22 protein-coding genes and 1 pseudogene are annotated in these 24,938 nt (G+C 73.3%); 5 read left to right on the top strand and 18 right to left on the bottom strand.

Annotated elements, in window-relative coordinates; all coding sequences use genetic code 11:
* Positions 1 to 46: 46 nt before the first annotated feature.
* The 7 genes from ileS to ET471_RS11165 form a co-directional block, all read right to left on the bottom strand.
* Entirely contained in the window at positions 47 to 3,373 is a 3,327-nt protein-coding gene (ileS, locus tag ET471_RS11195) for an isoleucine--tRNA ligase (RefSeq protein ID WP_129188363.1), read from the bottom strand.
* A gap of 364 nt (positions 3,374 to 3,737) precedes the next feature.
* Complete coding sequence (locus ET471_RS11190) at positions 3,738 to 4,346, bottom strand: hypothetical protein (RefSeq protein ID WP_129188361.1); 609 nt, start codon at positions 4,344 to 4,346, stop codon at positions 3,738 to 3,740.
* Complete coding sequence (locus ET471_RS11185) at positions 4,343 to 4,747, bottom strand: PadR family transcriptional regulator (protein ID WP_165350479.1); 405 nt, start codon at positions 4,745 to 4,747, stop codon at positions 4,343 to 4,345. Before ET471_RS11185 ends, ET471_RS11190 begins: the two co-directional genes overlap by 4 nt.
* A 43-nt stretch (positions 4,748 to 4,790) precedes the next feature.
* A complete protein-coding gene (locus tag ET471_RS11180; RefSeq protein ID WP_129188359.1) occupies positions 4,791 to 5,582 on the bottom strand; it encodes an SDR family oxidoreductase in 792 nt (263 codons plus the stop codon).
* A gap of 60 nt (positions 5,583 to 5,642) precedes the next feature.
* Entirely contained in the window at positions 5,643 to 6,059 is a 417-nt protein-coding gene (locus ET471_RS11175; RefSeq protein WP_129188357.1) for a nitroreductase family deazaflavin-dependent oxidoreductase, read from the bottom strand.
* Positions 6,060 to 6,195: 136 nt separating this feature from the next.
* Positions 6,196 to 7,104 (bottom strand): GNAT family N-acetyltransferase, encoded by a 909-nt coding sequence (locus tag ET471_RS11170; protein WP_129188355.1) that lies wholly within the window; start codon positions 7,102 to 7,104, stop codon positions 6,196 to 6,198.
* A 55-nt stretch (positions 7,105 to 7,159) separates the two neighbouring features.
* Entirely contained in the window at positions 7,160 to 7,834 is a 675-nt protein-coding gene (locus ET471_RS11165; protein ID WP_129188353.1) for a DsbA family protein, read from the bottom strand.
* A gap of 153 nt (positions 7,835 to 7,987) precedes the next feature.
* Here ET471_RS11165 and ET471_RS11160 point away from each other — a divergent pair, with 153 nt between their 5' ends.
* A complete protein-coding gene (locus tag ET471_RS11160; RefSeq protein ID WP_129188351.1) occupies positions 7,988 to 8,578 on the top strand; it encodes an HhH-GPD-type base excision DNA repair protein in 591 nt (196 codons plus the stop codon).
* A gap of 6 nt (positions 8,579 to 8,584) precedes the next feature.
* On the opposite strand, the gene ET471_RS11155 is transcribed toward ET471_RS11160, so the two are convergent.
* From ET471_RS11155 to ET471_RS11145, 3 genes are all read right to left on the bottom strand, one after another.
* A complete protein-coding gene (locus ET471_RS11155; protein ID WP_129188349.1) occupies positions 8,585 to 9,418 on the bottom strand; it encodes a carbohydrate ABC transporter permease in 834 nt (277 codons plus the stop codon).
* The gene (locus ET471_RS11150) at positions 9,415 to 10,506 is read right to left on the bottom strand and encodes a carbohydrate ABC transporter permease (RefSeq protein ID WP_242496254.1); all 1,092 of its coding nucleotides are present in this window, start codon (positions 10,504 to 10,506) and stop codon (positions 9,415 to 9,417) included. Before ET471_RS11150 ends, ET471_RS11155 begins: the two co-directional genes overlap by 4 nt.
* A gap of 95 nt (positions 10,507 to 10,601) precedes the next feature.
* A complete protein-coding gene (locus tag ET471_RS11145) occupies positions 10,602 to 11,867 on the bottom strand; it encodes a sugar ABC transporter substrate-binding protein (protein ID WP_129188345.1) in 1,266 nt (421 codons plus the stop codon).
* 142 nt (positions 11,868 to 12,009) lie between these two features.
* Between ET471_RS11145 and ET471_RS11140 the strand changes: the two genes are divergently transcribed.
* Entirely contained in the window at positions 12,010 to 14,043 is a 2,034-nt protein-coding gene (locus ET471_RS11140) for an amylo-alpha-1,6-glucosidase (RefSeq protein WP_129188344.1), read from the top strand.
* A gap of 42 nt (positions 14,044 to 14,085) precedes the next feature.
* Here the strand turns inward: ET471_RS11140 and ET471_RS11135 are convergent, their stop codons facing one another.
* A complete protein-coding gene (locus ET471_RS11135) occupies positions 14,086 to 14,448 on the bottom strand; it encodes a VOC family protein (RefSeq protein ID WP_129190917.1) in 363 nt (120 codons plus the stop codon).
* Positions 14,449 to 14,982: 534 nt separating this feature from the next.
* On the opposite strand from ET471_RS11135, the gene ET471_RS11130 reads away from it, so the two are divergent.
* Together ET471_RS11130 and ET471_RS11125 are read left to right on the top strand one after the other, a co-directional pair.
* The gene (locus ET471_RS11130) at positions 14,983 to 15,732 is read left to right on the top strand and encodes a hypothetical protein (protein ID WP_129188342.1); all 750 of its coding nucleotides are present in this window, start codon (positions 14,983 to 14,985) and stop codon (positions 15,730 to 15,732) included.
* 63 nt (positions 15,733 to 15,795) lie between these two features.
* Positions 15,796 to 16,482, top strand: a complete 687-nt coding sequence (locus ET471_RS11125) for an SIMPL domain-containing protein (RefSeq protein WP_129188340.1) — start codon at positions 15,796 to 15,798, stop codon at positions 16,480 to 16,482.
* Positions 16,483 to 16,508: 26 nt separating this feature from the next.
* Here the strand turns inward: ET471_RS11125 and ET471_RS11120 are convergent, their stop codons facing one another.
* The 7 genes from ET471_RS11120 to ET471_RS11090 all read right to left on the bottom strand — a co-directional run bounded on the left by ET471_RS11120 (position 16,509) and on the right by ET471_RS11090 (position 22,030).
* On the bottom strand, positions 16,509 to 17,075 hold the full coding sequence (locus ET471_RS11120; protein WP_129188338.1) for a VIT1/CCC1 transporter family protein: 567 nt from the start codon (positions 17,073 to 17,075) through the stop codon (positions 16,509 to 16,511).
* Positions 17,076 to 17,248: 173 nt separating this feature from the next.
* Positions 17,249 to 18,085: a coenzyme F420-0:L-glutamate ligase gene (cofE, locus tag ET471_RS11115; protein WP_129188336.1), complete on the bottom strand. Its 837-nt coding sequence runs from the start codon at positions 18,083 to 18,085 to the stop codon at positions 17,249 to 17,251.
* Positions 18,082 to 19,080, bottom strand: coding sequence for a TIGR03557 family F420-dependent LLM class oxidoreductase (locus ET471_RS11110; protein WP_129188334.1), 999 nt, complete (start codon positions 19,078 to 19,080; stop codon positions 18,082 to 18,084). The genes cofE and ET471_RS11110 overlap by 4 nt, the downstream gene beginning before the upstream one ends.
* Before the next feature lie 98 nt (positions 19,081 to 19,178).
* Positions 19,179 to 19,607, bottom strand: coding sequence for a hypothetical protein (locus ET471_RS11105; protein ID WP_129188332.1), 429 nt, complete (start codon positions 19,605 to 19,607; stop codon positions 19,179 to 19,181).
* A 143-nt stretch (positions 19,608 to 19,750) separates the two neighbouring features.
* Positions 19,751 to 20,515, bottom strand: coding sequence for an amino acid ABC transporter ATP-binding protein (locus ET471_RS11100; protein WP_129188330.1), 765 nt, complete (start codon positions 20,513 to 20,515; stop codon positions 19,751 to 19,753).
* The gene (locus ET471_RS11095) at positions 20,508 to 21,161 is read right to left on the bottom strand and encodes an amino acid ABC transporter permease (RefSeq protein ID WP_129190915.1); all 654 of its coding nucleotides are present in this window, start codon (positions 21,159 to 21,161) and stop codon (positions 20,508 to 20,510) included. Before ET471_RS11095 ends, ET471_RS11100 begins: the two co-directional genes overlap by 8 nt.
* 65 nt (positions 21,162 to 21,226) lie before the next feature.
* Positions 21,227 to 22,030 (bottom strand): amino acid ABC transporter substrate-binding protein, encoded by an 804-nt coding sequence (locus tag ET471_RS11090; RefSeq protein ID WP_129188328.1) that lies wholly within the window; start codon positions 22,028 to 22,030, stop codon positions 21,227 to 21,229.
* Positions 22,031 to 22,189: 159 nt separating this feature from the next.
* On the opposite strand from ET471_RS11090, the pseudogene valS reads away from it, so the two are divergent.
* Positions 22,190 to 24,927 (top strand): annotated as a pseudogene (gene valS, locus ET471_RS11085) (valine--tRNA ligase).
* Positions 24,928 to 24,938: the final 11 nt, after the last annotated feature.

The following is a 24,938-nucleotide window of genomic DNA, read 5'->3' as shown; positions in this document are numbered from 1 at the left end:
CCGGCTTCCCCGCGAGGGGGGCCGGGCGCCGTCGTGCGTGCGCGGGTCAGGCGGCCTTGGTGACCGCGATCGTGCGGTCGCCCTCGGCGGCCGTGACCGTCAGCGAGACGGCGAGCGTCTCCGCGCCGATGAGGCCCGCGTGGGCCTCGACGGCGGCGACCCGGTCGGCGGGCACGGCGATGACCAGGTCGATGCGGTCGCCCACCTCGAGGCCGGCGGCCTTGCGGGCGTCCTGGACGTCGCGGACGACGTCGCGGGCGTAGCCCTCGGCCTCGAGCTCCGGGGTGAGCGCGAGGTCCAGGACGGCGAACCCGCCGCCCGGGAGCACGGCCGCCGCGAGCGCCGCCGCGGCGTCGTCCGACGACGAGCCGCCGACCACGGTCGTCAGCTCGTACTCGGTCTCCAGCAGCGGCACCTCGCCGTCGTCGGTGGTGACGACGACGACGCCCGCGGCGTCGCGCGCCCACGCGCCCGCCTTGGCGCCCTTGATGACGGCCTGCACACCGCGGCCCAGGCGCGGGCCGGCGGCACGCGCGTTGACGGCGAGGCGCTCGACGATGCCGAACCGCTCGGCCGTGCCCGCGTCCGCCTGGACCAGCTCGACGTCCTTGACGTTGAGCTCGGTGCGCAGCAGGCCGGCGTAGTCCGCGAGCGCGGCCGGGTCGGACACGGCGACCGTGAGGCGGGCCAGCGGCTGGCGCACGCGCAGCTTGTTGGCCTTGCGCAGGCCCAGCGCCGTCGAGACGACGGCGCGGACCTCGTCCATCGCGGCGACCAGGGCGTCGTCGGCCACGAGGGCCTCGTCGGCGGCGACCGACGGGAAGTCGGCCAGGTGCACCGAGCGTCCGCCGGTCAGGCCGCGCCAGATCTCCTCCGTCAGCAGCGGGGCCAGCGGGGCGGCCACGCGGCACAAGGTCTCCAGGACCGTCGAGAGGGTGTCGAACGCGTCGGCGTCCTCCTGCCAGAAGCGGTCGCGCTGCGTGCGGACGTACCAGTTGGTCAGGACGTCGAGGAAGACGCGCACCGACTCGCAGGCCCCCGCGATGTCGTAGGCGTCGAGCTGCGCCGTCACCGTCTCGACCAGGTCGTGCGTCTTGGCGAGGACGTAGCGGTCGATCGACGGCATGCCCGCGACGCGCTCCGCCGTGACGGGCGCGGCCTGGTAGCCGGCGCCCCCGCCGAGACGCTTGGCGTTGTTGGCGTACAGCGTGAAGAAGTAGTACGTGCTCCACATCGGCAGCAGCACCTGGCGCACCGAGTCGCGGATGCCCTCCTCGGTGACCACGAGGTTGCCGCCGCGCAGGATGGGCGACGACATGAGGAACCAGCGCATGGCGTCGGAGCCGTCACGGTCGAAGACCTCGTTGACGTCCGGGTAGTTGCGCAGCGACTTGGACATCTTGCGGCCGTCGGAGCCCAGCACGATGCCGTGCGAGACGGCCGACTTGAACGCCGGGCGGTCCATGATCGCCGTGGCCAGCACGTGCAGCGTGTAGAACCAGCCGCGGGTCTGGCCGATGTACTCGACGATGAAGTCACCCGGGTAGTGGTTCTCGAACCACTCCTGGTTCTCGAACGGGTAGTGCACCTGCGCGTACGGCATCGAGCCGGAGTCCACCCACACGTCCATGACGTCCTCGACACGGCGCATGGTCGACTTCCCCGTGGGGTCGTCGGGGTTGGGGCGCGTCAGGTCGTCGATGTACGGGCGGTGCAGGTCCGTGACCTCGACGCCGAAGTCCGCCTGGAGCTCGGCGAGCGACCCGTAGACGTCGACGCGCGGGTACTCGGGGTCGTCCGACTTCCACACCGGCACGGGCGAGCCCCAGAACCGGTTGCGGGTGATCGACCAGTCCCGGGCGTTCTCGAGCCACTTGCCGAAGATGCCGTGCTGGATGTGGTCCGGCGTCCAGGCGATCTCCTCGTTGAGCGCGAGCATGCGCTCCTTGACCTGGGTGACGGCCACGAACCACGACGAGACGCCCATGTAGATGAGCGGCTGGCGGCAGCGCCAGCAGTGCGGGTAGGAGTGCGCGTACGACTCGCGGCGCAGCAGCACCGTGCCGGCGGAGACCGCGCCGGTCTCGCCCTCGCCGCGGGTGGCGGCCTTGAGGTGCTCGATGATCAGCAGGTTCGCGTCGAACACCTGCAGTCCGGCGTACTCGACCACCGGGTACTGGAAGCGCCCGTCGGCGCCCACGGGCAGCACGGCGGCGACGCCCTCGCGGTCGCCGACCACCTTGTCGTCCTCGCCGAAGGCGGGAGCGCCGTGCACCAGGCCGGTGCCGTCCGTCGTCGTCACGAAGTCGGCGACGACGACGCGGTGCGCGTTCTCGTGCCCCTCGAAGTACGTGAACGGCGGCTGGTAGGCGGTACCGGCCAGCTCGGCCCCGGTCAGGCGGCCGACGACGGTGGGCGTCTCGTTCCCCTCGTCGGTCAGCTCACGCGCGTACGCCGCGAGGCGCTCGGCGGCGAGCACGTACCGCTGCGTCGTCCCGGTGTAGGCGGACTCGACGACGACGTACTCGACGTCCGGGCCGACCATGACGAGCAGGTTGGACGGGAGCGTCCACGGCGTCGTGGTCCAGATGAGCAGCTTGTCGCCCTCCTGGACCACGCTCCCGGCGGGCGCCGACGCGACCGAGAAGCCGACCGTCACGGCCGGGTCCTGCCGCACCTGGTAGACGTCGTCGTCCATGCGCAGCTCGTGGTTCGACAGCGGCGTCTGGTCGTTCCAGCAGTACGGCAGGATGCGGAAGCCCTCGTAGACCAGGCCCTTGTCCCACAGCTGCTTGAAGCCCCAGATGACGGACTCCATGTAGGTGAGGTCCATCGTCTTGTAGTCGTGGTCGAAGTCGACCCAGCGGGCCTGGCGGGTCACGTAGTCGCGCCACTCGCCCGTGTACTTGAGCACCGACTGGCGGCACGCGGCGTTGAACTTCTCGATGCCGAGCTCGACGATCTCGTCCTTGGTCTTGATGCCGAGCTGGCTCATGGCCTCGAGCTCCGCGGGCAGGCCGTGCGTGTCCCAGCCGAAGCGGCGCTCGACGCGCTTGCCGCGCATCGTCTGGTAGCGCGGCACGACGTCCTTGGCGTAGCCGGTCAGCAGGTGGCCGTAGTGCGGCAGCCCGTTGGCGAAGGGCGGGCCGTCGTAGAACACGAACTCGTTGGAGCCGTTCTCGCCCGCCTCGTTCTTCTCGACCGACGCCTTGAACGTGTCGTCCTGCGCCCAGTATGCGAGGACCTCGCGCTCGAGCGCGGGCAGGTCGGGCGAGGCGGGGATGCCCGTCGCGCCGGAGGCGCGCGATGTGTCCTGTGCGGCGCCGGGCTGTGCGGCGTCGGACGACGGCGTGCGGTGCAGCGGGTAGGCCATGGGACGGGGCTCCTCGAACGGGTCTGTCAGCGGGACGTCTGCGAGGACGACGTGCCGTTGCCGGTCAGGCAACCCGCACACCGCGGTACCACCCCGCTTGCCGTCCCGCCGCCGGGCGCACCCACCAGGGTGCGACGACGCCGGAGCGACCGCTCGTTCGAGGCTGTGACGGGCCCACCCGTCCGGTTCTACTGAGCCCGCGAGGGCCGTTCTTCCGGAGACTCCCCGGTGATAGCCGGATCGACGCCAAGGGCCATCGTACCGGCCGTCGCCGGCTGCGTCCCAGCGCCACCCGGTCGACGCCGCCGGCATGCGCCGCGCGGAACGACGCAGGCACAGCGCGCGCGGCCGCGGCGTCGTCGCCTCATGCCAGCCCCGGCTCTCCGCCCGACGGCCGGACGGACGCCGGCACGTTGCCGTCGACGACGTGCTTCAGCCACGCGCGACGACGCCAGGAGTTGCGCGCGAGGAAGGCCATCGACGCGAACAGCGCCGCGTAGACCACGCACCACCAGGGGTCGAGCGCATAGATCCCATATCCTCGCAGCGACGGGACCAGAAACCACCCGAGCCATCCCACGACGATCGCCGCGAACCGTCCCACGCCTTCGACGACGGGGTACCACGGGCTGCGGATGTCGTCCGCCGCCCACCACCAGTACGCCGCCGGCAGGCGCCGGGCCAGGACGCGGTAGGCCAGCCACCGCCAGAACGGGGGATGTTCCCGCCAGCGGAGCGCCCAGCCCGCCTTCAGCAGGCCGACGATCTCGGCGCGCGGGAGCCGACGAGGCAGCCCTTCGGCTCCGCCGAGCGCGACCTCCTCCAGCACGCCGGTCGCCTCGTCCCCGTGCAGCTCTCGCCAGCGGCGCGGGTAGGCGTTGAGCCAGAAGCGGGCCGACCGTTCGAACGAGTGCCGCGGGGCGACCTGCGGCATCGCGTCCCAGGGCTCGGGTCCACGCGGGCGCCGGCTCATGCCAGTCCCCCGGCAGGGGTGGCCAGGCCGAAGGCGAACCCGCCCGCGAGCCCGCCCTGGGTGCCGTGGGCGGCACGGCGCCGTAGCGCCGCCTGCGCACGGGCGGCGAGCGCGGCGAGCCGCTCGGTCTCCGCCTCGGCGGCGCCTCGTCCGGCGTCGGTGATGCGGTAGTACCGCCGCAGGCGCCCGTCGACGACGGACTCCCCCGCCGGCGCGACGAGGCCCGCGGCGGTGAGCCGGTCGAGGTTGCCGTAGAGCGTGGCCGCGGCAAGCGTGGTGCGCCCGGCCGACAGCTCCTTGACGGCGGTGATGACCGCGTACCCGTGCAGCGGTTCCGGCGTGAGCGCGAGCAGCACCAGGTAGGCCTGCTCGGTCAGCCGGAACGGCGTCCCCGTTCCCATACGTCAGATATATCGCTCACCGATATATGCCGCAAGGGGTGGGTCAGACACCGGTCTTGACGGTCTTCCAGTTGTTGGCCTGGGCGCGGGGGCGGATGACGAGCTCGTCGATGCTCACGTACGCCGGGCGGCTGAGCGTCCACGCGACGGCGTCGGCGATGTCGTCCGCGACGAGCGGCTGGTAGCCCTCGTAGACCGCGGCGGCGCGCTCGGCGTCGCCGTCGAACCGCACCAGGGAGAACTCCTCCGTGGCCACGGCGCCCGGGGCGATCTGCACCACGCGCAACGGCTCGCCGGCGAGCTCCCAGCGCAGCGTCGTCGCGAGCATCCGCTCGGCGTGCTTCGCAGCCGTGTAGCCGGAGCCCCCCTCGTACGTCGCGTAGGCGGCGGTCGAGGTGACGACGACGACGTCGGAGCCGCCCGTCGTCGCGGCGGATGCCCGCAGCAGCGGGAGGACGGCCTGCGTGACGCGCAGCGTGCCCAGCACGTTGACGTCGTACATGCGCTGCCACTGGGCGAGATCGGCGGCCTCGACGCGGTCGAGGCCGAGCGCGCCGCCCGCGTTGTTCACGACGGCGTCGAGCCCGCCGGTCGCCTCGAGGTGCGCGACGAGCGCGGCGACGTCGTCGTCGGACGTGATGTCGAGCGGGTACGCCTCGATCCGGTCGCTGCCGGCCGCGAGCGCCTCCAGGCGCTCGGCGCGGCGTGCCGCGGCGACGACGGACCAGCCGTCGGCGGCGAGCCTGGCCGCGGTGGCAGCCCCGATCCCGGAGGAGGCGCCGGTCACGAGGACGCGGCGGGCGGCAGGGGTGGTCTCGGGGGCGCTGGAGCTCATGGCGAGCAGCCTAGATCGGGCTCGCCGCCGCCGACGCCGGTGACCCTCAGGGTCCGGGGCTCACAGCTCCGGCGAGCCTGACGCGTGCAGCGTCCCCACCAGGAACTGCCACTCCTGGCGGAGCGGCCCCAGCAGGGTGGCGGCACGCACGCCCAGGCCGACCGCCTCGGCACGGCTCACCACGCGCAGGTCCGTGACGGCGTACCGGACGCCGCGGCGGGTGATCGCGAACCGGCCGGCGTGCCGCACGTTCCTGCACCAGTCCGTGTCGGCGCCCCAGGGCAGCGGGATCACGACGAGCACGCCGAGCGAGTCCGGGTCGCGCGCGGCGAAGCCCGTCAGGGGCGCCTGGAACGCCTTGCCGCTCTTCCGGCCGACGTGCTCGAGCACCAGGAACGGCGGCACCTTGCGCGCGAACGCCAGCATGCGCGGGTTGAACCGCCGCGCGCCGCGCTCGATGCGGGGGTTGATGACCATACCGGCCACTGTGCCACCGGCCTCCGGGCGACACCTCCGGTCACGCGGAACCACGTCGGGTCGGGCTCACCTCATCCGCAGCCGGTGCGACGACTCGAAGTGTGGGGCGGGCTCACCGGAGACCCTCGGCGGCCGCTCACACCACGAGGTGCTCCGCCGTGTCGGCCACGCGCTCGTAGCCGATCCGCTCGTACACCTTGGTGGAGGCGGGGTTCGCGCGGTCGGTGAAGAGGCACACGCGGTGCCCGGCGTCGAGCAGCAGCTGCGAGACGTGCGCGACGAGCGCGCCCGCGTATCCCAGCGAGCGGTGCTGCGGCGGCGTGTAGACGGGTCCGATCCGCGCGACGCCGTACGCGGGACCGGCATACGACGTGAGGTGGACGGCCTCGCCGTCCACGTCCCACACCCAGGCGCTGCCCCGCGCGATCCGGGAGACCACCGACGCCGCGGCGCGCTCCCCGGCAGCAGCGGCCTCTTCGGCGGTCCCTGCGGCCGGCACGCGGCCCGCCTGGAGCTCTGCGTCCGCGTGGAACGCGAGCCACCATCGTGTGAGCAGGGGCGCGTCCTCGGGCGTCGCCAGGCGTGCCGATCCCGCCGGCACCGTCGCCGGGAGCACGACGGCCCGCACCTCGTGCAGGCGCGTCTCCATCGGCACGACGACGCGACCCCCGGCGAGCCGTGCGGCACGGTCGGCGACTGCGCGGGCGGCCGGGAGCGTGCCGTTCACCCCACCCACCCGCTCGCCACGCGCGGCAAGAGCGTCGACGAGGGCGGCGGCGGCACCGTCCGGCAGCGCGGCCACGTAGAGCGGGTGCGGCGCAACCGGGGTGGTCCGCATGGCTACGCCCACGACGGCGTCGCCGTCGCGCGCGACGGCGAACCAGTGCGGGGCGTCGGGGACCGCGTCGCCCGCGTCGAGAAGCTCACGTACCCGGTCCGCCTGGGTCGCGACGACGCTCGTGTCGAGGGGGTCGCGGGCGAGGTGCTCTCCCGCGACGTCGAGGAACACGTTCGGGTCGGCGAAGAAGTCCCAGTGCGTCGGCATTCCCGGATGCTGCCACGAGCGGACCGAGCAGTGCGCGGCCCGGGGCGGGTCGGCGTCAGCTCAGCGCGGAGTGCGCCGCGTCGCGCAGGCTGCCGGCGTCCTCGGTGCCCCACTCCCACTGCACGCCGTCGACGTTGATCCACGGGACGTGCCGGACGTCGAGCGAGGACGCCTCGTTGGAGAAGGCGAGCACCTGGGCGCGCAGGTCGGCGTCGCTCTGGACGGCGACCAGGTCGCCCTCGACGCCCACGGCGGCGACGACGTCTGCGAGCTGTCCGTGCGTGAGCTGCGGGCCGCCCTCGCGGACGTCCATGATCGCGACGAGCGTGTCCCAGAAGTGCTGCGGGCTGTGCTCGGCGACGTGCAGCAGCAGCATGGCCGTGCGGGTGGAGTACTCGGACCCGCCCGCGTTGCGGTCGAGCCACGCGACCGGACGCCAGCGCACGTCGAAGCGGTCGTCGCCGGCGAGCTCGAGGATCTCGTCGCCGTGGTCCGTCTCGAACCGCTGGCACCACGGGCACAGGAAGTCGGAGAACACCTCGACGACGACGGCGTCGTGCGTCGGCTCCACGGCCTTGCCCGCACCGTCGATGGCGACGCCCACGGTCGGGTCGACGACGGCGGAGCCGGCGGCAGCGGTCGCGGCGTCGTCGGTGCCCGAGCACGCGGACAGCGCCAGCACGGCGGCCAGGCCGGCGACGGCGGCGAGCTTCTTCACGGTGGTGCGCATGGGGTGTCCTCCAGGGTCCTTGCGGGCCGGACGGTCCCGGGCCGCAAGGGACCGGCACGAGACCGAGCCTCTACGGTCCCCGACGCAGGACGGCGTCACGCCGATCTGACCGCTCAGGCGCCCCTCCCCGGCGCGTCGCGCCAGAATGGCCGCATGACCGCGCTCTGGCTCACCGGTGACCCCGAGACCGACCAGCTCCTCACGGACGACCCGTTCGCACTGCTGATCGGCATGCTCCTGGACCAGCAGTACCCGATGGAGCACGCCTTCGCTGGCCCGCGGAAGATCCGCGACCGGCTCGGCACGCTCGACCCGCACGCGATCGCCGCGGCCGATCCCGACGCGTTCGTGGCGCTGGCCACGACGCCCCCGGCGATCCACCGGTACGGCCGCTCGATGGCCGAGCGGGTGCAGGCGGTCGCCCGCGTCGTCGTCGACGACTACGACGGCGACGTCACGCGCCTCTGGACCGACCCGGGTGCGGGCGGCGGGGCGCCGTCGGGGGCCGAGGTGGTGGCGCGGCTCCACGCGCTGCCCGGGTTCGGGGAGCAGAAGGCGCGCATCTTCCTCGCGCTGCTGGGCAAGCAGCGCGACGTGCGGCCCGAGGGCTGGCGCGAGGCCGCGGGCCACTACGGCGACGAGGGCTCGTTCCGCTCGATCGCCGACGTCACGAGCGCGGACGCGCTCGCCAAGGTGCGCGAGTTCAAGAAGGCCGCGAAGGCGGCCGCCAAGGCCGCCCGCTGAGAGCGGTCAGCCCTTCACCGCGCCCGTGCTGACGTTCATGATCTTCTTCTGGAAGATGAAGAACAGGATCGCCACGGGGATCGTCATGATCATCGCGGCGCCCAGGGTCAGCGGGAACTGCGACCCCTGGCTCAGCGCGCCCGAGGAGAGCTGCGCGACGCCCTTGGTGAGGGTCACGAGGTCGGCGCGCTGCGAGGCAACGATGAAGTGCGTCAGCTCGTTCCAGGAGCCCTGGAACGACAGGATGGTGATGGTGATGACGGCCGGCGCGGCCATGGGCAGCACGATCGACCAGAACATCCGGAACGTGCCCGCGCCGTCGATCCGGGCGGCCTCCTCGACTGCGGGCGGGATCGACTCGAAGAAGTTCTTCATGATGAACACCCCGGCGGCGTCGACCATGAGCGGGAAGATGATGCCCGCCCACGTGTCGTAGATGCCGAACGTGTTGAGCACCAGGAACCGCGGGATGAGCAGCACGACACCCGGCACGGCCATGATGCCGATGATCAGGCCGAATACGAGCCCGCGGCCCTTGAACGGGATGCGCGCCAGCGCGTAGCCGGCGAGCGAGCTGAACAGCACGCGGCCCAGCGTCACCGCGACGGTGACGACGACCGAGTTGCGGAACCAGAGCGGGAAGTCCGAGTTGACGAAGAGCCGTTCGTACGCGGCGGTCGTGAACGTCTCGGGCCACAGCGAGAGCGGGTTGGCGACCGCTTCGGCGTCCGTCTTGAACGACGTCGCGACCGACAGCAGGAACGGGTAGATGTACACGAGCGCGAGCGCGACGAGCACCACGTGGAGCAGGACGGCTCGCGTCGTCCACCTGCGCGTCATGGCTGCTCCTCGGGCGGTTCGGGCGACGCGGACGGCGGCGGGCGTGTCGAGGACGCCGCGGCAACGGCCGCGGTCGGCGTCGTCACCGCACCGGACAGGACGAACCTCTTGCGGCGCGGCACCGTGTCCCGCTCCCGCAGCACGATCCGCTGGAAGAGGGTCATCACCACGATGATGACGAAGAGGATGAACGCGATCGCGGCGCCGTTGCCCCACCGCTGGTTCAGGAACGACGCCTGGTAGGACAGGAACGCCGGGGTCAGCGTCGTCTTGCCAGGCCCGCCCTGCGTGGCCGTGAAGATCTGGTCGAAGACCTGCCAGGTCCCGACCAGGCCCAGGGTGACGACCGTGAAGATCGTCGGGCGCAGCATCGGGACGGTGACGAGGCGCAGCCGCTGCCAGGCGCTCGCGCCGTCCATCATCGCGGCCTCCTCCACCTCGCCCTCGATGTTCTGCAGGGCCGCGATGAACAGCAGCATGAACGTCCCCGACGTCGTGAAGATCGCCATGATGATGAACACGCACATGGCCACGGACGGCCCCGCGAGCCACTGCCACCACGACAGGCCCAGGAACGGGGCGTTCTGCAGCGCCGCGGGCGGCCCGTCGACGCCGAACGCGCCCAGGATGATGTGGATCACCCCACGCGGGTCGGCGAACCAGTTGGGCCCGCTGATGCTGAGGGCGCTCAGGAACCTGTTCACGGCGCCCGACGCCGTGAACAGGAACAGGAACACGACGGTGATGGCCACCGAGCTGGTCACCGACGGGAAGTAGAACGCCGTCCGGAACGCGCTCCGGGCCCGGAGGATCTTCTGGTTGACCATGACGGCCAGCAGCAGCGAGACCACCGTCTGGATCGGCACGACGAGCAGCACGTAGTAGGCGTTGTTGCGCAGCGACGTCGCGAAGTCCCGCTGCGGCAGTCCCCCGCCCGTGAGGATGTTCGCGTAGTTGTCGGCCCCGACGAAGTGGACGCCGCCGGCGAACGGGCTGCCGCGCCCGGTCCAGTCCGAGACGCTCACCCACAACGCCATGATGATCGGGATCAGCATGAAGAGCCCGAGGATCACGAGCGTGGGCGTCACGAAGACCCAGCCGGCTGCGGCGTGCCCGCCTCTGCGGCCAGCCGACCTCCGGGCCCGACGACGGCCGGTCGCCGCCGGGCCCGACGCCGTCGCCGTCACGGGGCGATCGCCGCGAGCGAGCTCTGGACGGACGTGAGGATGGCCTGGGGATCAGCCGTCGTCAGGCCTTCGAGCTGGGCGTTGAAGTCGGTGATGACGTCGGTCCACCCCTCGATCGGCGCCACGCCCTGCGCGTACTCGGCGCCGTCGACGAACGCCTTCTGGTCGGGGTTCTCCTCCGCCCACTGGTCGGCCACGGTGTCGACCGCCGGCATGACGCCGAAGCCGCGTGCGGCCTCCATCTGCTGCTCGTCGCTGGTCAGGAAGTTGGCGAGCCGGACCGCCGCCTCCTTGTGGTCCGAGTCGGCTGCGATGCCGTAGCAGTTCGTGAACTGGAGCGTGCCCTTGCCGCCAGGGCCCTCCGGGAGCGGCACGACCTTGTACTGGACGGTCGGGAAGTCGGCCCGCATCGCGCCGACGATCCAGTTGCCCTCGATCGTCATGGCGGCGCGCTGGCTGCCGAACGCCTCGCCGCCCCAGCCCGAGTCGACCTGCGACGGCTTCGCCGCGACGCCGGACGTGAGCAGGTCCTTGACGTAGGTCAGGGCAGCCAGGTTCTCCGGGGTGTCGACGTCGGCGTGGCCGTCCGCGTCGAGCATGTGCCCGCCGGCCTGGGCCATGAACGCGCCGATGCGCGCCCACTCAGGTCCGAACGAGAGGCCCACCTGCGTGCCGGTGGTGAGCTTCTGTGCCACCGCCTTCAGGTCGTCCCACGTCTTCGGGTAGTCGGCGTCGGTGAGCCCGGCCGCCGTCCACGCGGTCGTGTTGACGACGAGCGCGAGCGTGGAGAAGTCCTTCGGGGCGCAGAAGAACTTGCCGTCGAACGTGAACGTCTGCTTGAGCGTGTCGTGGAACGTCGCGTCGAGCTGGTCGCCGTACGCGTACAGCGAGCCGTTGGACGCCCAGCCCGGGAACTGCTCGGGGCTCACGTAGAAGAGGTCGGGCGGCGAGCCGGCGGCGAACCCCTGGGCGAGCTCCTGCGGCAGGTTCGTGGCGTTGCGCAGGTTCGCCTGGATGCCGGTCTCGTCCGTGAAGGCCTGGAGCAGGCTCGTCATGGTCTGCGTCTCGGCGTCGCCCGAGGAGCCGATGAGGACGGTCAGCGGGCCGTTGTCCGACCCTTCCGTCGCGCCGCCTCCACCCCCGTCGTCGAACCCGCCGCCGCCACCGCACGCGGCGAGCGCGAGGGCTGCCGTCCCGGCGATCGAGGCCGCGACCGCGCGGCCCTTCCAGGTCCGCAGGGACCGGGTGGTACGTCCAGCCATCGTGGGACTCCTTCGGTGAGAGCGGATGCCGTCCGGGAGGTTTCGTCGTCTGATGGATCTACCTGTGACGCTAGTCACAGGGAGCAGTTCGCTCAACAGATGCCGGACACCGCTGCCATTCCGCAACGTCGAGGGAGCCCTGATGACCGCCGAGACCGTCCCGCTCCAGCCCTTGCTGCACGACCTGCAGGTGACGCTCCGTGCGCCGAGCCAGGTGTGGTGCTCACCGGACGGGCAGGTGCACCCGCGCGGCCTGCACGGCGTCTACCACGCCGACGTCCGCGTCCTCAGCGAGGCCGTGGTGCGCGTGGACGGCGCCCTGCCCGAGGCGGTCGCCGCGGGCGGCACGGGCCCCGGCACGTTCGAGGCGTCCGCGGTGCTGCGGTCGATCGACGGCCCCGGCGCCGACCCGACGACGCTGCTGCGCCGACGCCGCACGGTCGCGCCGGGGCAGGTGAGCGAGGAGCTCGAGGTGTCCTGCGGCACCGAGGCGCCCGTGAGCGGCCGCCTCACGGTCCACGTGGCCTCCGACCTGACCCGCACCGAGACCGTCAAGCAGGGGCTCCCGACCACGCCCGTGGCCCCCCAGGCCACCGGCGACGGCGTCCGCTGGTCCGACGACGGCGCCGACGTCGTCGTCACCGCGCCGGGAGCCCAGGTCACCATCGACGACGCCGGTGCGACGCTCGCGTGGGACCTCCAGGCGGCCCCGGGCAGCCCCGTCACGGTGGGCTGGTCGGTCCGGTCGCAGGTCGCGGCCGTCGTGCACGCCCCCGCCGCCCCCGACCCGGAGTGGGCGGTCCCCGCCGTCGAGGCGGACGACCGGCGCCTCGCCGCGCTGGTCACGCGCTCGCTCGCGGACCTCGGCGGGCTGCGCATGAGCGCCGACTTCGCCCCCGACGAGACGTTCCTCGCCGCGGGCGCCCCGTGGTTCTTCACGCTGTTCGGCCGCGACTCGATCTGGGCCGCCCGGCTGCTGCTACCCCTGGGCACCGACCTGGCCCGCGGCACGCTGCGCACGCTCGCCGCCCGGCAGGGCACCAAGGACGACCCGGCGACGGCCGAGCAGCCGGGCAAGATCCTGCACGAGGTGCGCTCCCAGGAGCTCAAGGGCGAGGGCGGCATGTCGCTGCCGCCGCTCTACTACGGCACCGTCGACGCGACCAGCCTGTGGGTGTGCCTGCTCCACGACGCCTGGCGGTGGGGCATGGCGCGCGACGACGTCGAGGCCCTGCTGCCCGCGCTCGACAAGGCGCTGACGTGGATGCGCGACCACGGCGACGCCGACGGCGACGGGTTCCTCGACTACGCCGACGCCACCGGGCACGGCCTGTCGAACCAGGGCTGGAAGGACTCGGGCGACTCCATCCAGTGGAAGGACGGCAGGCTCGCCGAGGGCCCGATCGCCTTGTCCGAGGTGCAGGCCTACGCCCACGAGGCGGCTCTGGGCGGCGCGGACCTGCTCGACGCCCTCGGGCGCCCCGGGTCTCAGGAGTGGCGCGACTGGGCCGCCGCCCTCAAGGCGCGCTTCCGCCAGAAGTTCTGGCTGCACGACGACGACGGCCCGTACGTCGCGATCGCCCTCGACAGGCACGGCGCCGCGGTCGACTCCGTGGCCTCCAACATGGGACACCTGCTCGGCACGGGCATCCTCGACCCCGACGAGGAGCGCGCGGTCGCCCGCCGGCTCGTCTCAGACGACATGTCGTCCGGGTACGGGCTGCGCACCCTGTCGACGACGTCGCAGGGGTACTGGCCGCTCGGGTACCACCGCGGGACGGTCTGGACGCACGACACGGCCATCGCCGTCGTCGGGCTCGCGAAGGCCGGGCTGGGTGCCGAGGCCGGGGTGCTCGCCCGCGGGCTGCTCGAGGCGGCCCCGCACTTCGCGTACCAGCTGCCCGAGCTGTACGGCGGCAACGCCGTCGGCGACGGGCCAGGACCGCTGCCGTACCCGGCCGCGTGCCACCCGCAGGCGTGGTCGGCGGCGTCGGCCGTCGCGATCCTCACGGCAGCGCTCGGCCTCGACCCGCAGCCCGACGGCGGGCTCGCGGCCACGCCCCCGACGCCGTCGGCGATCGGTGCGCTGCGCGTCGACGGGCTGCGCGTCGGCGGGCGGTCGTTCCGCGTGCAGGCCTCGCCCGAGGGGGCGGCGGAGGTCACGGCGTCGGCCTGACGCCTGCCGCGGGCCGACGCCGGCGCGCGGCCGCCGGCCCGCTCAGGCGAAGTCGACGAGGCCCACGAGGTTGCCCTCGCTGTCGCGCACGAACGCCTGCCACTCGTCCTTGCCTGCCGGCCCGAGGGCGGCGTCGTCGTGGTGGAAGATCACGTGCGGCTCCGACTCGACGACGACGCCGTCCGCGGCAAGCTCCGGCAGGCGTGCGCGCAGGCCGGGGAGGTGGACGTAGAGCAGGGACGCGGGCGCGCCGCGCTCCAGCAGGAGCCGGACGCCGTCGAGGTCGAAGAAGACCAGCCCGGGCGGGTCGAACCGTCCCGTGGGGCCGGCGCCGAGCAGGTGCGTCCAGAAGTCGGTGGCACGGTCGAGGTCCTCCGCGCGGAGCGCGACCTGGACGAGGTTCATCGCCTCAGTGTCCGCCGCCGTCGTGCGCGTCGCCTCCGCGTGCGCCGCGTCGGTGCCCGCGGTGTCGGTGCCCGTCACCTCACCGGTGCGCCGGCGGCGTGCCGGGTGCGCGCGCCGACCCGGGACCGTCCGCCCGGTGGACGCGCGACTTGTCAGCGCCCACCCGGCACGGCGACCATGTGCGGTGCCCGGCTCGGAGAGCCGGACCGTCCCGACAGGAGCCGCATGAACCCGACCGCCCCGGTGCCCGTGGTCCCCACGCCGCCGGCAGTCCCGGCGACGCCTGTTCGGGCGACGGCCGTCCCGGTGACGCCGCTCGTCTCGTCGGCGTCTGTCCCGACGGCGGCGTCTGTCCCGGTGGCCGCGCCTGTCCCGGCTCCGCCGGCGGGGGCAGGATCGACCGCACCCGGCGCGGCGGCACCGCAGACCCGTCGCGGCAGCGGCCGGCACTTCGCCGAGGCCCCCGCGACTCCCCCGCAGCCCGCACCGCCGCGCTCCCGACCCTCGGACGAGACGACGATCTTGCCTGCACCGGTGTCGCCCGCCGCAGGCGCGATGCCCGCGCTCGCGAGGCCCACGCCGGCGACGGTGCCCGGGCCGGCTGCGCTGCTTGCCGCGGCCGTGGCGTCCGGCCCGGCATCGACGCCCGCGGCGGCCGCCTCCGCCGCGGCGCCTGCAGCGTCGACCCCGACCCAGGCGCCCGATCCGGTCGCGCTCCCCGCCCCCGTTCCTCTGCCCGCCCCCGTTCCCCCAGCCGCGCTCGCGCCCCTCGCCTTCGACACGTTCGCCCTCGACGACGGGGGCGGCGACGCCGACGGCTCCCGCGTCTCGACGCGCGTCTGGGCGGCCGCGGCCGTCGTCGCGCTGCTGCTGGCGCTCGCGGCGGGCGGTGCGGCGACGGCGCTGTGGCGGCAGAACGCGAGCCTCGCGCGCGAGGTCACGCAGGTGCAGTCGCAGCTCCACGACGTCACCGGCCAGGTCGACGGGCTGGCCGGCGAGGCCGCGTCGGCCGACGGCACCACCGACGACCTCGCCTCGCGGGTCGCCGCGGTCGAGCAGGCCACCCAGCAGCTGTCGCAGCTGGAGGACCTGGCCCAGCGCCTCGGCGCGGTCGAGGCCACGACGCAGGGGCTCGCGAACCGCCCGGTGAGCCCGCCGAGCGGCGACGCCGCGGCCCTGCGCAGCGACCTCGACGCCCTCCGGTCGCAGGTCGCGACCCTGCAGTCGCAGGTCGGCGCGCTGTGCAGCACCGTCTCGAGCAGCCGCCGCGGCTCCGTCTGCTGAGCCCCCGCCCTCGTCCGGCCCGCTCGACGGGCCGGACGGGCGCCGGGCGCCGAGGATGGCCGCATGGCCCACATCGCCGTCCGAGGCTCCGCGTCCCGCACCGTCGCCCCCGAGCGGGGCACCGTCCACCTGGCCGTGACGGTCACGGCGGACGCCCGCGCCGACGCGCTGGCATCCGCGCAGCGGGCGCACGGCACCGTCGTCGCCCTCGCGAAGGACGCGGTGGACGCCGGGACGGCGACGGCGTGGACCGCGCCGGGCGTGCACGCGTGGGCGTTCCAGGACTGGGCCCCCGTGCCCGCCGGACGCGGCGCACCCGGCCAGTCCGAGCCGGTGACACGGTTCCGGGCGGGCGGTGACGTGCAGGTGACGTTCGCCGCCGCGGACGGCATCGCCGAGCTGGTCGCCGCCCTCGGCGACGTCGAGCACGTGGACGTGCAGCGCGTCGAGTGGGACCTCACGGCCGAGACGCGCGCCGCCCTGCTGCGCGAGCTGCGCACGGAGGCGTCGCGCGACGCCGTCGCGCGTGGCACCGACTACGCCGAGGCGCTCGGGCTGGGCGAGCCACGGGTCCTCGGCCTGTACGAGGAGGGTCTGCACCCCGGCCTCGGCGGGCCGGGCGAGGCACCCGCGCCGCGCCTGCTCGCCAAGGCGATGACCGCCGACGCCGGGGGCGGCGGCTTCGAGCTCCGCCCGCGCGACATCGAGATCACCGCGGCCGTGACGGCCGAGCTCGACGCCCCGGACTGACGCGCTGGAGGACCGTCAGAGGACCGTCAGACGACGCCGGTGACGCCCAGCAGGGAGCCCAGCCCGAACGTCACCGCGAGCGCCAGCGCCCCGCCGACCACGACGCGGGTGGTGGACCGCAGCCAGGGCGACTCACCGATCCGCGCGGCCGTCCACCCGGCGGCCGCGAGCGCGCCGAGCACGACGACGAAGGTCACGAAGACCTTCCACGGCTGCGGCACGAGCAGCACGGAGAGCAGCGGCAGGATGCCGCCCGCGGTGAACGCGGCGGCGGACGCGAAGGCCGCGTGCCAGGGCGAGACGACGTCCTCGGGGGCGAGCTCGAGCTCGCCGCGCGCGATGTACGCCCGCTCGGAGTCGCGCTGCGAGGACACCGAGACGTACTCCCCCAGCGCCATGGAGATGGCACCGCCGACGAGGGCCGCGAGGCCTGCGGTGAGCAGCGCCGCGTGGCCCGCCGACGCCGCGGCGACGCCGACGACGACGGCCGCCACGGACACGATCCCGTCGTTGGCGCCGAGCACGCCGGCGCGGAGCCAGTTGAGGCGTTGGGCCAGGCTGGGCGGGTGTTCGACGTTCCGCAGGACGGTCATACCCCACAGAAACCACGGTTCTGACGCCACGTCCAGCAAGCGAAGGCTTCCCTGACCTGCCCCGACGCGTCCCGAGAGGCCATCAGCCCGGCAGTTCGTCGTCAGGCCGTGCGCCCGGGGGAACGGTCTGACGACGAACTGCCGGGCTGACGCGCAGGCGCCGCGGCCGCGGGTCAGGGCGCAGGCGGCCGGCCCCCGGCGGCGTCGGCGTAGCCGCGCGTGTACGCCTCCGTGGTGCCCTCGCGGAACAGGTCGCTCTCGCTCGCGCGCACCAGGGTGCGGGCGCCGCCGCCGTCGGGCGTCCAGCCGGACGGGACGTGCTCGCCGAGGCCGCGCACCACGGCGACGGGCCGCCCCGCCGCCTTGCCGCGCACGAGCTCGGACGCCGCGGCGATCTCGTCGACGACAGCCGTGACGGTCACGTGCAGCGGCCGCCCGTGCGCGTCGACGCCGCCGCGCAGGTCGTCGACGACGGCGACGCCCGCGGCGCCGATCGCGATGTCGACGAGCGCGTCGCGCCACGCCCGCCCGGCGGTGTCGGTGACGACGACGCCGAGCCTGTCGATGCCGAACCGTGCCCGCAGCGCGTCCCGCAGCCGGGCCGCGGAGGCGTCGGGGTCGACGGGCAGCAGCAGCACGGTGCCGTCGGGCGTGTTCGACGCGTCGACGCCGGCGGCCGCCATGACGAGCCCGAGCCGGTTCTCGACGATGCGCAGCGGCGGCCCGTCGGGGCGCTCCCGCGTGGCGACGACGCGCACGGTCTCGTCGGTGATGGCCTGCTCACGGTCGGCGGCGGCGAGCACGCGCCCCTCGGCCTTGGACACGATCTTGGACGTCACGACGACGACGTCGCCCTCGGCCAGGACGTCGCCGTCGTGCAGGTCGCCGTCGTTCAGGTCGCCGCAGCTCATGTCACCGTCCAGCAGGTCGCCGACGACGACGGCGAGGTCGTCGCCGGGGCGGACCTCGCCGAGCCCGTCGGGTGCCCAGACCTCGAACCGCCGGCTCACCGGTGGAGCTTCGGGAGCACGTCGCGGCCGAAGACCTCGATCCACTCCTTCTGGTTGCGTCCCACGTTGTGCAGGTAGACGCGGTCGAAGCCGAGGTCCACGTACTTCTGGATGGCCGCGCGGTGCTTGTCGGGGTCGGCGCTGATGACCATGCGGCCCTCGAAGTCCTCGGGGCGCACCAGCTTGGCCATCTGGGCGAAGTCGTGCGGCGAGCGGATGTCGGCCTTGGGGAACCTCATGCCGCCGTTGGGCCACTCGGTCATCGCGTTGGTGAGGGCCTCCTCGTCGGTCTCGGCCCAGCTCATGTGCACCTGGAGCACCTTGGGCATGCCCTCGGGGTCGCGGCCGGACTCGCGCACGCCTTCCTCGAACTTGCCGAACAGCATGGAGATCTTCTCCAGGGGCGCGCCCACGGTGATGATGCCGTCGGCGTACTTGCCCGTGCGCTTGGCGTTGATGGGGCCGGCGGTGGCCACGAGGATCTCCGGCGGCACCTCGGGCATGGTCCACAGCCGGGTCGACTCGAGCGTGTAGAACTGCCCGGAGTGCTTGACGTCCTTGCCCTCGATGCCGGACCGGAACAGCTTCTTGATGATCTCGATGGCCTCGAACATGCGGTTGCTGCGCTCGGCCGCCTCGGGCCAGTAGCCGCCGATGACGTGCTCGTTGAGCGCCTCGCCCGAGCCGAGACCCAGCCAGTGGCGGCCCGGGTACATGGCGGCGAGCGTCGCGGAGGCCTGGGCCACCATCGCGGGGTGCCACCGGAACGTCGGGGCGGTGACGCCGGGGCCGAGGTCGCCGCGCGTGCGCTCCCCCAGGGCCGTGAGCACGTTCCACACGAACGCCGCCTGCCCCTGCTGCGGCACCCACGGCTGGTAGTGGTCGGCGGCCATGACGCCGGAGAACCCGTGCTGCTCGGCGAGCACGGACAGCTCGACGATCTCGGTGGGGTGGAACTGCTCGAGCATGGCGGCATAGCCGATGGTCAGACCCATGATCCGACCATAGCCGGACCGTTCGGGCCGTGGGGACGGTCGTCGCCCGCCGCGAACCTGCGGCCGGGCGCGGACGGACCCGGCTCAGGCCGCGCCGCTCAGCCCGCGCCGGGGGGCCGCTTCAGGGAGAACCCGAACAGCGTGGTCTCGGGCGCGGGGAGCTCGTCGTACCCCGGCTCGACCCGGGGGAACCCTGCGGCTGGGAGCGGGCCGACCCACACGCGCCGCACGCCGCCGTCGCGGTAGACGCACCCCTCGGCCTGCACGGTCGCCTTCCCTGCCGCGGCCACCTGCGCGGCGAGGACCTCGCGGTGCGACGGCGGGACGAACCCGACGTGCCGGTTGCGCCACAGCACCACGACCCGCCCGTCCGCGCCCGGCGCGAACCGCAGGTCCGCGGAGACGGGCTCCGAGCCGCGCTCCCCTGGCTGCAGCGCAGCCCGGATCGACACCTGGAGCGCCGGCGCCTCGGTCGCGACGAACCCGTCACGAAGCTCGGCGACCACCCGGGGACGAAGCACCTTCACCCCGCGATCCTGGCACACGGCACCCCGGCCGCCGTGATCGGGACGTGCGTGCGGGATCGGAACGTGCGCTGCGATGCACGGTCCGATCCCGAAGCCACGTTCCGACGAGCAGCGGGGCCGGCCCGGCGCCGCCCGCCGCGCCGTCAGTCCAGCGGGTGGAGGATCCGGTGCAGGAACTGCCGCGTCCGTTCCTCGCGCGGGTTGGTGAACAGGTCCCGCGGCGCCCCGCGCTCGGCGACGACGCCGCCGTCGAGGAACAGCACCTCGTCCGCCACGGCGCGGGCGAAGGACAGCTCGTGGGTCACCACGACCATCGTCCAGCCCTCCTCGGCGAGCTCCTTCATGACGCCCAGCACCTCGCCCACGAGCTCGGGGTCGAGGGCCGACGTCGGCTCGTCGAACAGCAGCAGGTCGGGCCCGAGCGCGAGCGCGCGCACGATGCCGACGCGCTGCTGCTGCCCACCCGACAGCTCGCGCGGGTACGCGTCGCGCTTGTCCGCCAGCCCGACCCGGCCGAGCAGCTCCAGGCCGCGCGCCTCGGCCTGCGCCCGCGGCACGCGGCGCACCTGCACGGGCCCCTCGGTGACGTTCTGGAGCACGGTCAGGTGCGGGAACAGGTTGTGGTGCTGGAACACCATCGCGGAGCGGTCGCGCAGCGCGAGCCGCTGCTCCTTGGGCACCGTGGCCGCGAAGTCGATCGACGGCCCGCCGTCGAGCTCCAGCGTGCCGGCCTCGGGCGTCGCCAGGCCGTTGAGCGAGCGCAGCATCGTCGTCTTGCCGGAGCCGGAGGGGCCGATGAGCGCGATCACCTGGCCGCGGCGGACGTCGAGGTCGACGCCGCGCAGCACCTGGTGGTCGCCGAAGGCCTTGCGGATCCCGCGGGCGCGGAGCAGGGGGGCGTCAGACATAGCGCTCCAGCCTCTTCTCGAGGCGGTCCTGGCCGAACGACAGGACCGTGCAGATGAGCCAGTACACGAGCGCGACCTCGAGGTACAGGAGCATGAACTGGCTCGTCGCGGCGGCGATCACCTGCGCCTGCCGGAACGCGTCGGACACCAGGATCAGCGAGGCGAGCGACGTGTCCTTGACCAGCGAGATGAAGGTGTTGGACAGCGGTGGCACCGACACGCGCGCCGCCTGCGGCAGCACGACGCGGCGCAGCGTCGTCGTGCGCCGCATGCCGATCGTGTACGCGGCCTCCCACTGGCCCTGCGGGATCGAGAGGATCGCGGCGCGGATCACCTCGGCGGCGTAGCCCCCGACGTTGAGCGAGAACGCGACGATGGCGCTCGGCCAGGGGTCGATGACGACGCCGACGGACGGCAGGCCGTAGAAGATCACGAAGAGCTGCACGAGCAGCGGCGTGCCGCGGATGACGGACACGTACGCGCGCCCCAGCCACGAGAGCACGGGGTGCGTCGACAGGCGCAGCAGCGCGACGCCGAGGGCGATGACGAGCCCGATGGCGAACGACGCGAGGGCCAGCGGGATCGTGCCCACCAGACCACCGCGGAGGATCGGCCAGAACGAGCTCGTGAACAGGTCCCAGTCCACGAGGGTCACCAAACCACGTCAGCGCTGGTCGGGCCCGCCGAACGGGCCCGACCGGCGCAGCGAGGTCACTTCGAGACGTCGTCGCCGAAGTACTTCTGGGACAGCTCGGTGAGCGTGCCGTCCGCGGCAAGGTCGGCGAGGGCGCCGTCGACCTTCTCCTGGAGCGCGGTCTTCTTCTGGGTGAAGACGAACGCGGACTTCGAGGTGTCGTCGGTCTGCACCGCGACCGCCAGGCCGGACTGGCCGTTCTCCTTGACGTAGTCGAGGTAGGTCAGCTCGTCGTTGATCGTGGCGTCGACGCGCTTCTGCTGGAGCAGGGCGACGGCCTGGGCCCAGCCCTCGACGGGCTCCACCTTGGCGCCGGAGTCCGTCGCCAGCTTGTACCAGTTGCTGGTCAGCGACTGGGCGGTGGTCTTGTCCTTGAGGTCCGCGAAGGACGTCACCGACGTGTCGCCGTCACGCACCACGACCACGCCGTGGGAGATCGTGTACGGCTGGCTGAACAGGTACTTGGCCTGGCGCTCGGCGGTGATGGAGACCTGGTTGGCGATGGTGTCGAAGCGGCCCGCGTCGAGGCCCGCGAAGATCGCGTCCCACTGCGTCTCCTTGAACTCGACCTTGAGGCCGAGCTTCTCGCCGACGGCCTGGGCCACCTCGACGTCGTAGCCGGTCAGGTCGCCGGCACCGCCGTCGTGGAAGCTGAACGGGCGGTAGGTGCCCTCGGTCGCGACGGTCAGCGTGCCCGCCTTGACCAGGCCGAGGCCGTCGCCCGACGCGCTCGAGTCGGCGTCGGCGCCCGAGGAGCACGCGCCGAGCGCCAGGACGAGCGAGGCGGCGACGGCGGTGACGAGGGCGCGGGGACGGCGCATGGTGGGGCTCCTCCAGGGTGCGGGGGTGGTTCGGGGTGCTGCCAGCGTGCGGCACGTCCTATCGAAACTGCAAATGGTTCCGATCGATTCCCTCGATGAGTTGCGTCACGCCGGACTCGGTTCCGTGCGGCGGGCCCGCATCTGGGACAATGGCGGACCATGAGCGACTTCACCCCCGACGCCCCCGCCACGACCCCCTCTCCTGCCGCCGGTGCGCAGGCAGACGTCGTCCGCGCGGTGGTCCGGGAGGTACCGGACCGGGTCTCGCTCGAGGGCCTGGAGACCAAGCTCGGCGAGCGCTGGGAGGCCGACGGCACGTACGCGTTCGACCGTTCCAAGACGCGCGAGCAGGTCTACTCGATCGACACGCCTCCCCCGACGGCGTCGGGCTCGCTGCACGTCGGCCACGTGTTCTCGTACACGCACACCGACATCCTCGCGCGCTACCAGCGCATGCGCGGGCTCGAGGTGTTCTACCCGATGGGCTGGGACGACAACGGCCTGCCCACCGAGCGCCGCGTGCAGAACTACTACGGCGTGCGCGTGGACATCTCGCTGCCCTACGACCCGGACTTCGTGCCGCCGCACCAGGGCACCGATGGCAAAGCCGTCAAGCCCGCCGACCAGGTGCCCGTGTCGCGCCAGAACTTCATCGAGCTGTGCCTGCGCCTGACCGCCGAGGACGAGAAGGCGTTCGAGGGCGTCTGGCGCTACCTCGGCCTGTCGGTCGACTGGGCGCAGACGTACCAGACCATCGGCGCGACCTCGCGGGCCGCCGCCCAGCGTGCGTTCGTGCGCAACCTCGCGCGCGGCGAGGCCTACCAGGCCGAGGCCCCCGGCCTGTGGGACGTGACGTTCCAGACGGCGGTGGCCCAGGCCGAGCTCGAGGCGCGCGACTACCCTGGCTTCTTCCACAAGGTCGCGTTCCACGCGCCGGACGGCACGCCGATCCACATCGAGACGACGCGCCCCGAGCTCATCCCCGCCGTCGTCGCGCTCATCGCGCACCCCGACGACGAGCGCTACCAGCACCTGTTCGGCACGACCGTGACGTCGCCGCTGTTCGGCGTCGAGGTCCCCGTGCTCGCGCACCCCGCCGCCGAGCCGGACAAGGGCGCCGGCATCGCCATGTGCTGCACCTTCGGTGACCTCACCGACGTCCAGTGGTGGCGCGAGCTCCAGCTGCCGGTGCGCTCGATCATCCAGCGCGACGGCCGCCTGTCCCGCGAGACGCCGGAGTGGATCGCCGACGGCCCCGGCGCCGCGCTGTACGCGGACGGCCTCGCGGGCAAGACGACGTTCTCCGCCCGCAAGGCCGTCGTCGACGCCCTGCGCGAGTCGGGCGACCTCGCCGCCGAGCCCGTCGCCACGCAGCGCAAGACGAACTTCTACGAGAAGGGCGACAAGCCCCTCGAGATCGTCACCAGCCGCCAGTGGTACATCCGCAACGGCGGCCGCGACGTGCCCGGCCGGGACCTCAAGGCCGAGCTGCTGGGCCGCGGCAAGGAGCTCGACTTCCACCCGGACTTCATGCGCGTCCGCTACGAGAACTGGGTCAACGGCCTCAACGGCGACTGGCTCATCTCGCGCCAGCGGTTCTTCGGCGTGGCCATCCCGCTCTGGTACCCCGTGCTCGAGTCCGGCGACGTCGACTACGGCCACCCGATCGTGCCTGACGAGGCCTCGCTGCCCGTCGACCCGACCGCCGAGGCCCCGCGGGCTACACCGAGGAGCAGCGCGGCGTGCCCGGCGGGTTCGTCGGCGACCAGGACATCATGGACACCTGGGCGACGTCGTCCCTGACCCCGCTCATCGTGGCCGGCTGGGAGCGCGACAACGACCTGTTCGAGCGCATCTACCCGATGGACCTGCGCCCGCAGGGCCAGGACATCATCCGCACCTGGCTGTTCTCGACCGTGGTGCGCTCGCACCTCGAGTGCGGCGGCCTGCCCTGGGCCAACGCGTCCATCAGCGGCTGGATCCTCGACCCCGACCGCAAGAAGATGTCGAAGTCGAAGGGCAACGTCGTCACGCCGCTGGGCCTGCTCGAGCAGCACGGCTCCGACGCGGTGCGGTACTGGGCGGCCTCGGCCCGCCTCGGCACCGACGCGGCGTTCGACGAGGGCCAGATGAAGATCGGTCGCCGCCTGGCCATCAAGGTGCTCAACGCCTCGAAGTTCGTGCTCGACTTCGGCGGCGCCGGCGAGATCGTCCTCGACCCCGCGGCCGTGACCGTCGAGCTCGACCGCGCGATGCTCGCGGGCCTGGCCGCCGTCGTCGACGCGGCCACCGAGGCGCTCGAGGCGTACGACCACACGCGCGCGCTCGAGGTCACCGAGACGTTCTTCTGGACGTTCTGCGACGACTACCTCGAGCTCGTCAAGGACCGCGCCTACGGCGCCGGCGCCGCGTCGTCGGAGGTCTCGGCCGGGACGACGTCGGCGCGCACCGCGCTCGCGCTCGCCCTCGACACGATGCTGCGCCTGCTCGCGCCGGTGCTGCCGTACGCGACCGAGGAGGTCTGGTCGTGGTGGCGCGAGGGCTCGGTGCACCGCGCCGCCTGGCCGGTGTCGGCCCCGCTGCGTGCCGCCGCGGGCGACGCCGACCCGGTGCAGCTCGCCGCCGCGGGCGACGCCCTGGCCGCGCTGCGCAAGATCAAGTCCGAGGCCAAGGTGTCGCCCAAGACGCCGATCCTCTCCGTGACGCTCGCCGTCCCGGCCGGCGCCCTCGCGGGCGTGCGCTCGGCGCTCGACGACGTCCGCGGCGCCGGCCGTGTCGAGGGCCCCTCCGAGCTCGTCGAGGCCGCCGACGGCCAGGGCGACCCCGACGTCCAGGGCGGCATCGTCGTGCTCGCCTCGCAGCTCGGCGAGCCCCCGGTCAAGACGCCGCGCGCCTGACGCAAGACGCC

The organism is Xylanimonas protaetiae (genome assembly GCF_004135385.1).
Lineage (GTDB): Bacteria > Actinomycetota > Actinomycetes > Actinomycetales > Cellulomonadaceae > Xylanimonas > Xylanimonas protaetiae.
Note: the sequence above shows the minus strand (reverse complement) of the source record. Positions and strands in the feature narration are given on the sequence as shown.

Excerpts from the sequence above, each read along its gene's own strand:
- ileS (WP_129188363.1), bottom strand. The coding sequence starts at position 3,373 with ATGGCCTACCCGCTGCACCGCACGCCGTCGTCCGACGCCGCACAGCCC.
- ET471_RS11190 (WP_129188361.1), bottom strand. The coding sequence starts at position 4,346 with ATGAGCCGGCGCCCGCGTGGACCCGAGCCCTGGGACGCGATGCCGCAG.
- ET471_RS11185 (WP_165350479.1), bottom strand. The coding sequence starts at position 4,747 with ATGGGAACGGGGACGCCGTTCCGGCTGACCGAGCAGGCCTACCTGGTG.
- ET471_RS11180 (WP_129188359.1), bottom strand. The coding sequence starts at position 5,582 with ATGAGCTCCAGCGCCCCCGAGACCACCCCTGCCGCCCGCCGCGTCCTC.
- ET471_RS11175 (WP_129188357.1), bottom strand. The coding sequence starts at position 6,059 with ATGGTCATCAACCCCCGCATCGAGCGCGGCGCGCGGCGGTTCAACCCG.
- ET471_RS11170 (WP_129188355.1), bottom strand. The coding sequence starts at position 7,104 with ATGCCGACGCACTGGGACTTCTTCGCCGACCCGAACGTGTTCCTCGAC.
- ET471_RS11165 (WP_129188353.1), bottom strand. The coding sequence starts at position 7,834 with ATGCGCACCACCGTGAAGAAGCTCGCCGCCGTCGCCGGCCTGGCCGCC.
- ET471_RS11160 (WP_129188351.1), top strand. The coding sequence starts at position 7,988 with ATGACCGCGCTCTGGCTCACCGGTGACCCCGAGACCGACCAGCTCCTC.
- ET471_RS11155 (WP_129188349.1), bottom strand. The coding sequence starts at position 9,418 with ATGACGCGCAGGTGGACGACGCGAGCCGTCCTGCTCCACGTGGTGCTC.
- ET471_RS11145 (WP_129188345.1), bottom strand. The coding sequence starts at position 11,867 with ATGGCTGGACGTACCACCCGGTCCCTGCGGACCTGGAAGGGCCGCGCG.
- ET471_RS11140 (WP_129188344.1), top strand. The coding sequence starts at position 12,010 with ATGACCGCCGAGACCGTCCCGCTCCAGCCCTTGCTGCACGACCTGCAG.
- ET471_RS11135 (WP_129190917.1), bottom strand. The coding sequence starts at position 14,448 with ATGAACCTCGTCCAGGTCGCGCTCCGCGCGGAGGACCTCGACCGTGCC.
- ET471_RS11125 (WP_129188340.1), top strand. The coding sequence starts at position 15,796 with ATGGCCCACATCGCCGTCCGAGGCTCCGCGTCCCGCACCGTCGCCCCC.
- ET471_RS11120 (WP_129188338.1), bottom strand. The coding sequence starts at position 17,075 with ATGACCGTCCTGCGGAACGTCGAACACCCGCCCAGCCTGGCCCAACGC.
- ET471_RS11110 (WP_129188334.1), bottom strand. The coding sequence starts at position 19,080 with ATGGGTCTGACCATCGGCTATGCCGCCATGCTCGAGCAGTTCCACCCC.
- ET471_RS11100 (WP_129188330.1), bottom strand. The coding sequence starts at position 20,515 with ATGTCTGACGCCCCCCTGCTCCGCGCCCGCGGGATCCGCAAGGCCTTC.
- ET471_RS11090 (WP_129188328.1), bottom strand. The coding sequence starts at position 22,030 with ATGCGCCGTCCCCGCGCCCTCGTCACCGCCGTCGCCGCCTCGCTCGTC.